Source organism: Cupriavidus yeoncheonensis (assembly GCF_905397275.1).
Classification (GTDB): domain Bacteria; phylum Pseudomonadota; class Gammaproteobacteria; order Burkholderiales; family Burkholderiaceae; genus Cupriavidus; species Cupriavidus yeoncheonensis.
Map to the genome: position 1 here is coordinate 19,647 of NZ_CAJPUY010000042.1, position 7,393 is coordinate 27,039.

The window sequence follows — 7,393 nt, forward strand, 5'->3', positions numbered from 1 at the left end:
ACGACACCCCATCAGATACCCCGCCGCCATCACTGCCGCGCGTTCCGAAGATTGTCCGGCCAGGGCGTATTGAAGTTGGTCCGGAACGGATTGATATCCAGCCCGCCGCGCCGCGTATAACGCGCATAGACAGCCAGCTTCACCGGCTTGCACTGCCGCATCACGTCCATGAAGATCCGCTCCACGCACTGCTCGTGGAACTCATTGTGATTGCGGAATGAAATCAGGTACTTCAGCAGTCCTTCCTGGTTGATCGGCGCCCCGACGTAGCGGATCTGCACACTGCCCCAGTCCGGCTGGCCGGTCACCAGGCAGTTGGACTTCAGCAGGTGCGACACCAGGGTTTCTTCGACCGGCGTTTCATTCTGGTCCGCGTGCAGCAGTTCAGGCGCCGGCTCGTAGCGGTCGACGTCGATATCCAGTCGGTCCAGCAGCAATCCATCCAGCTCGCCCATCTTCTGCTTGCCCAGGTCGGCTTCGGTCACCAGCCGCACCTGCACCGTCCCGCCCGTCGCTTCCGACAGGTCATGGTGCAGCAGTTGCTGCAACGCTTCGGGCGACGCGATCTTGCTCTGGTTGAACGAGTTCAGGTAGAGCTTGAACGACTTGGACTCGATGATGTTGGGCGTGCCGGCAGGGATGATGAAGGTGGCCAGCGCCACCTGCGGCTTGCCTTTCATGTTCAGCCACGACACCTCGTACGCATTCCAGATGTCCACGCCGAAGAACGGCACGGGCTTGCCTTCGGGCAGGCCGATCTCGGTGCGCTTTGGCTGGCGCGGGATCGGGAACAGCAGCGTCGGATCGTATTCGGTCTTGTAGGCCGAGGGCTTGCCCAGCGGCGAGTGTTCAGGAAGGCTCATGCCTGGTCTCCGCGGTCGGAGAGGAACAGCTTGTAGACCGGGTTCTCGGTCTCGTCCCAGTGTACGTAGCCCAGCGTCGAAAGGAAGGCGCGGAAGGCGCGCTTTTCATTCTTCGGCACCTGGATGCCGACCAGGATGTTGGACGTGTCGCCGCCCTGGTTGCGGTAGTGGAACAGGCTGATGTTCCAGTTCGGGCTCATGCTCGACAGGAACCTCATCAGCGCGCCCGGCCGCTCGGGGAATTCAAAGCGATAGAGCAGTTCGTCGTGCGCCAGCGGCGAGATGCCGCCCACCATGTAGCGGATGTGCTGCTTGGCCAGTTCGTCGTTGGACAGGTCCAGCGTGTCGAAGCCGTGGCGGCGGAAACTCGCGGCGATCTTGTCGTTTTCGGCGCGGCTGGCGATCTGCACGCCGACGAAGATGTGCGCCATGCTCTTGTCGGCGATGCGGTAGTTGAATTCGGTCACGCTGCGCGTGCCCACCAGTTCGCAGAAGCGCCTGAAGCTGCCGCGTTCTTCGGGGATGGTGACGGCGAACACGCCTTCGCGCGCCTCGCCCACTTCGGCGCGCTCGGCGACGAAGCGCAGGCGGTCGAAGTTCATGTTGGCGCCGCAGGCGATCGCGACCAGGTGCTGGCCCTTGAGCTTTTCGCGCTCGGCGTACAGCTTGAGGCCGGCCACGGCCAGCGCGCCGGCGGGCTCCAGGATGCTGCGCGTGTCCTGGAACACGTCCTTCAGGCCCGCGCAGATCGCGTCGGTGTCCACCAGCACGATCTCGTCGACCAGTTCGCGCGTGATGCGGAAGGTCTCCTTGCCGACCAGCTTGACCGCGGTGCCGTCGGAGAACAGGCCCACGTCCTTGAGCTCGATGCGCTTGCCGGCGTCGACCGAGCGCTTCATCGCATCGGAATCGACGGTCTGCACGCCGATGACCTTGATCTCGGGGCGCACGGCCTTGATGTACGAGGCGATGCCGGAGATCAGCCCGCCGCCGCCGATGGCGACGAAGATCGCGTGGATCGGGCCCGCGTGCTGGCGCAGGATCTCCATGGCGATGGTGCCCTGGCCGGCGATCACGTCGGGATCGTCGAACGGGTGGATGAAGGTCAGCTTGTGCTTCTTCTCCAGCACCACGGCGTGATTGTAGGCGTCGCTGTACGAATCGCCGTGCAGCACGATCTCCACCCATTTGCCGCCGCGCTCGCGCACGGCATCGATCTTCACCTGCGGCGTGGTGACCGGCATGGCGATGATGGCGCGGCACTGCAGGCGCGCGGCCGACAGGGCCACGCCCTGCGCATGGTTGCCGGCCGATGCCGCGATCACGCCACGCCTGATCTCTTCCTGCGTCAGCGATGCCATCTTGTTGTACGCGCCACGCAGCTTGAACGAGAACACGGGCTGGGTGTCTTCCCGCTTGAACCACACCGAGTTGCCGGTGCGCGCCGACAGGTTGTGCGCGAAGGTCAGCTCGGTCTCCTGCGCCACGTCATAGACCTTGGCGGTCAGGATCTTCCTGAGATAGTCGGGTTTGGAGGAGGCGGGCTTGCGGTTCATGTCTGCGGGTTGGCGAGGGGCCCTGGCGGCGCGACGGAACGGCGCGGGGAAGGGCAAAAATGGGGCGCAAGAAGGGCGCGCAAAAAAGGCCGGAAATTTCGGCGGAAACCGCCAATGATAAAGGATCGGAACGCCGCACAAGGCCATGAACGCCAACGGGTATCCAGGCCGGGGTGGCGCCGCGAGCACTACGGGGCGGGCGGGACCAGGCCAATGTGACGTCTGGTGCCGTGTAGGACAGCGCCCGGTAACGCTCGTCAGAATCACATGCTACGGTTTCACGCGATGCCCCCGCTACCGCTTATCGAACCCAATACCGCGCTGTTTCTCGACTTCGACGGCACCCTGGCCGATCTTGCGCCCCGCCCCGAGCTGGTGCAGGTCGAGCCCGAACTGGTCGGGACGCTGCGCAGGCTCTACGAGCGCCTGGACGGCGCGCTCGCCATCGTTTCCGGGCGGCCGATCGTCGAGCTCGACTACTTCCTGCAGCCGCTGTGCCTGCCGGCCGCCGGCATTCACGGGGCCGAACTCCGCGCCGGCGGAGCGCGGGTCGAGATGAAGCCGGCGCCAGGCCTGGAGCCGCTGATTCCGCCGCTGGAAGCCCTGGTGCGCCGCCATCCGGGGTTGCGCCTGGAGCGCAAGTCCGTGGCGGTTGCCATCCACTATCGCGAAGCCCCGGAACTGGAGGGGCTGGTGCGGGCCGCCGTCGCGGACGTGCTGCGCGACGCGAACGGCCTGGAAGGCATGCCTGGCAAGATGGTCGTGGAGATCAAGCCCGCGGGCATCAACAAGGGCGACGCCATCACGGCCTTCATGAACATGCCGCCATTCGCCGGGCGCGGGCCCGTCTTTGCCGGCGACGATGTGACGGACGAGGCAGGCTTTGCCGTGATCCGCAAACTCGGCGGCGTCGGCGTGCTGGTCGGGCAACGCGACACCATCGCCTCGGTCAGCGTCACCGGGCCGGCCGCACTGCGGTGCTGGCTGCACCGGTCCGCGCGCGCGCTCGATGGCACACCGGGCCCGGATGATTTGCCGCCGGCGTCCGATCCACGACGACATCTTGGGGGGAATTCGCTGTGACTACCGTAAGCAATCCAAGCAGCCCGTCCGAGCTGGGCCATCCGCCGTCGGAAGGCGTGCACAAGACCGTCGATGGCGGCACGCGCCATGCGGTGCCGTCGCTGTCGCTCGGCATGATCGGCAACTGCGCGTTTTCGGCGCTGGTCGACTGCCGCGGCCGCATCGTGTGGTCGTGCATGCCGCGCTATGACGGCGACCCGGTCTTCAACGCGCTGCTCGATCCGAGCGAGAACGCGGGCCACTTCTCGATCGAGATCGAGGACTTCCATGCTTCCAGCCAGTGGTACGAGCCGAACACCGCCGTGCTGCGCACGCGCCTGACCGACATCCACGGCAACTGCCTGGAGATCACCGACTTCGCGCCGCGCTTCTTCCGGCTGGGCCGCTATTTCCGGCCCATCACGCTCGTGCGCCGCATCCGGCCGGTGCGTGGCGCGCCGCGCGTGCGCGTGGTGGTGGCGCCGCGCTTCGACTGGGGGCGCAAGGTACCGGAGACCACGCGCGGCAGCAGCCATGTGCGCTACATCGGCGACAACATGACGCTGCGCATGACCACCGATGCGCCGCTGGCCTACGTGCTGTCGCACACGCCGTTCCTGGTCACGCGCAGCCATAACTTCATCCTCGGCCCCGACGAAACGCTCAATCACGGCGTCGAGGAAATCGCGCGCGATTTCGAGCAGGAGACCACTTCCTACTGGCGCATGTGGAGCCGCCGCCTGGCGGTGCCGCGCGAATGGCAGGACGCGGTGATACGCGCCGCGATCACGCTCAAGATGTCGCTGTACGAGGAGACCGGCGCGATCGTCGCGGCCATGACCACCAGCATTCCCGAGGCCCCCGGCAGCGGGCGCAACTGGGACTACCGCTTCTGCTGGCTGCGCGACGCGTTTTTCGTGGTGCGCGCGCTCAACAGTCTTTCCGAAGTCGGCACCATGGAGGACTACCTGCGCTGGCTGTCCAACGTGGTGATGCAGTCGCAGGACGGGCATATCCAGCCGCTGTATGGCATCGGGCTGGAGCGCGAGCTGCCCGAAAGCATCCTCGACCACCTGCCGGGCTACCGCGGCATGGGGCCGGTGCGCCTGGGCAACCAGGCGCAGGAGCACTTCCAGCACGACGTCTACGGCAATGTCGTGCTGGGCGCGGCGCAGGCCTTCCACGACCACCGGCTGCTGCATCGTGGCGGCCTGGCCGAGTTCCACCGGCTTGAAGAAGTCGGCGAGCAGGCCGTGAAAGTGTTCGGCACGCCCGATGCCGGCATGTGGGAACTGCGCACGCGTGCGCGCGTGCATACCTCGTCGGCGCTGATGAGCTGGGCCGCTTGCGACCGGCTCGCCAAGGTGGCGGAAAAGCTTGAGCAGCAGGCACGCGCGGCGTACTGGCATGACCATGCGCAACGCATGAAGGACCGCATCCTGGCGGAGTCCTGGAATGAATCGCGCCAGGCGTTTGCCGAAAGCTTCGGCGGTCGGGAGCTTGATGCCAGCGTGCTGCTGATGGCCGAGGTGAACTTCATCGACCCGCGCGATCCGCGCTTCATGTCCACGGTGAAGGCCCTCGAAGACAGCCTGTGCGACGGGCCCTACATGCGCCGCTATGAAGCGCCGGACGATTTCGGCAAGCCCGAGACCGCATTCAACATCTGCACGTTCTGGCGCATCGATGCCCTCGCACGCATCGGCCGGCGCGACGAGGCGAGGAAGATCTTCGAGGCCATGCTGGCGGCGCGCAATCCGCTGGGCCTGCTGTCCGAAGACACCCACCCCGTCACGGGCGAGATGTGGGGCAATTTCCCGCAGACCTATTCGATGGTCGGGCTGATCAACGGCGCCATGCGCCTGTCCGCGCCGTGGGACAGCGTGATCTGAGCGGGCTGGCATGACCAAGACGAACAACCCCTTATGCCAAGACTAGTAGCGGTATCCAACCGGGTTGCCGATCCGCGCAACGTTGCCGCGGGCGGGCTCGCGGTGGCGTTGTCCGAAGCGCTGCGCCAGACCGGCGGCATGTGGTTCGGGTGGAGCGGCAAGGCGCTGGACGCCAGCCAGGGCGGCACGCCCGGCGAAGGCGAGCTGCACCTGCAGCAGGCCGGCAATGTCACGCTGGCCACGGTGGATCTGTGCCGCGAGGATCATGACTCGTACTACCTCGGCTACAGCAACGGCGTGCTGTGGCCCGCGTTCCACTACCGCCTGGACCTGGCCGACTTCGACTCGAACTACCTCAACGGCTACCGCCGCGTGAACCAGTTGTTTGCGCGCAAGCTGGCGCCGCTGCTCGAGCCTGACGACGTCATCTGGATCCACGACTACCACCTGATCCCGCTGGCGGCCGAACTGCGTGCGATCGGCTGCGGCCAGCGTATCGGCTTCTTCCTGCATATCCCGCTGCCGCCGCGGCTGATCCTGGCGGCCATCCCGCAGCACGACTGGCTCATGCGCGCGCTGTTCGCGTACGACCTGGTTGGCTTCCAGAGCCACACCGACCTGGAGCACTTCTCGCGCTACGTGCAGAACGAAGCGTTCGCCGAGCCGATGGGCGAGCACCGCTTCCGCGCGTTTCACCGCACCGTGCGCGCCGAAGCGTTCCCGATCGGCATCGACGTGGACGAGTTCGCCGAACTCGGGCGCGGCGAAGAAGCGCGGGAAACCTACGAGATGATGCGCGCGCAGTACGCGAGCCGCAGGCTGCTGCTCGGCATTGACCGGCTCGACTACTCCAAGGGCCTGCCGCAGCGGCTCAAGGCGTTCTACCGGCTGCTGGCGGAGTACCCGGAAAACCGCAACAGCGCGACGCTGGTGCAGATCGCGGCGCCATCGCGCGAATCGGTGGATGCCTACGCGGACCTGCGCAGCGAGATGGAGCAGCTGTCGGGTGCCATCAATGGTGAGTTCGGCGAGCTGGACTGGATGCCGGTGCGCTATATCCATCGCACCACGGCACGCAAGCGGCTGCCCGGGCTGTGCCGTGCCAGCAGTGTGGCACTGGTGACGCCGCTGCGCGACGGCATGAACCTCGTGGCGAAGGAATTCATCGCCGCGCAGGACCCGGAAGATCCCGGCGTGCTGGTGCTGTCGCGCTTTGCCGGCGCGGCCGAACAGCTCAAGGAAGCGCTGCTGGTGAATCCCTACGACACGATGACCACGGCGCAAGCCATCCAGCAGGCCTTGCACATGCCGTTGGCCGAGCGGCAGTCGCGCCATCAGAAACTGCTGGAGCGCATCCGCAGCCAGGATGTGCACTGGTGGAGCCAGGAGTTCCTGCGGGCCTTGTCGGAAACTGAAGGCGGCTGAAGTCTTGTCTCGGCTGCCGAAGGAGCATTGCCATGAGCGAGAAACTGGAAACGCAGACCTGCACGCCGTGCCGTGGCGGCATTCCACCGCTGGAGCGCGCCGAGGCCGAAGCGCTATTGGTTGAGACACCTGGATGGATTCTGGCGGATGACGCCGGCCGGCTTGAATGTCGTTTCACCTTCGGCAATTTTGCGCAGGCGCTGGCGTTCGTCAATGGGGTGGGGGAACTGGCCGAGGCGCAAGGCCATCATCCGGAGATCAGCTTTGGTTGGGGGCATGCCACCGTGTCGTGGCGGACCAAGAAGATCAAGGGGCTGCATCGGAATGACTTCATTATGGCGGCTAAGACAACGGGGGTGGCGGAAGGGGTCGTTGGGGGTAAAGGGGGGTAAGGGGGGGTAAAGGCGGGCTTGGCATGCGCCGCTGTTTCGCCGGGGTAGCCGGTAGGGTTTTGATTGGTGTGTCGTTCTTGACAGACGCTGCTGTTTCGCCGGCGTAGCCGGCGACCTACTTATATGAACGCGCTCCGGTTTGCAAGGCAAGTTGAGCATGAGGCATCGAACGGTTGGTTGCAGACTTATATCCGGCCTTGTGT

At 65.6% G+C, this 7,393-nt stretch carries 6 protein-coding genes; 4 read left to right on the forward strand and 2 right to left on the reverse strand.

The features are described from left to right. Positions 1–29 precede the first annotated feature (29 nt). Both queF and ilvA read right to left on the reverse strand, forming a co-directional pair. On the reverse strand, positions 30–863 hold the full coding sequence (gene queF, locus KHO22_RS31410) for an NADPH-dependent 7-cyano-7-deazaguanine reductase QueF (RefSeq protein WP_211951093.1): 834 nt from the start codon (positions 861–863) through the stop codon (positions 30–32). Continuing rightward, entirely contained in the window at positions 860–2,419 is a 1,560-nt protein-coding gene (gene ilvA / locus KHO22_RS31415; RefSeq protein WP_211951094.1) for a threonine ammonia-lyase, biosynthetic, read from the reverse strand. The genes queF and ilvA overlap by 4 nt, the downstream gene beginning before the upstream one ends. A 285-nt stretch (positions 2,420–2,704) precedes the next feature. Between ilvA and otsB the strand changes: the two genes are divergently transcribed. The 4 genes from otsB (at position 2,705) to KHO22_RS31435 (ending at position 7,190) form a co-directional block, all read left to right on the forward strand. After that, a complete protein-coding gene (otsB, locus tag KHO22_RS31420; RefSeq protein WP_211951095.1) occupies positions 2,705–3,502 on the forward strand; it encodes a trehalose-phosphatase in 798 nt (265 codons plus the stop codon). Between the two features lie 113 nt (positions 3,503–3,615). Beyond that, on the forward strand, positions 3,616–5,373 hold the full coding sequence (locus KHO22_RS31425) for a glycoside hydrolase family 15 protein (RefSeq protein ID WP_230427107.1): 1,758 nt from the start codon (positions 3,616–3,618) through the stop codon (positions 5,371–5,373). A gap of 33 nt (positions 5,374–5,406) precedes the next feature. Beyond that, entirely contained in the window at positions 5,407–6,798 is a 1,392-nt protein-coding gene (otsA, locus tag KHO22_RS31430; RefSeq protein WP_211951096.1) for an alpha,alpha-trehalose-phosphate synthase (UDP-forming), read from the forward strand. Between the two features lie 32 nt (positions 6,799–6,830). Continuing rightward, complete coding sequence (locus KHO22_RS31435) at positions 6,831–7,190, forward strand: 4a-hydroxytetrahydrobiopterin dehydratase (protein WP_211951097.1); 360 nt, start codon at positions 6,831–6,833, stop codon at positions 7,188–7,190. The last annotated feature ends 203 nt before the right edge of the window (positions 7,191–7,393 follow it).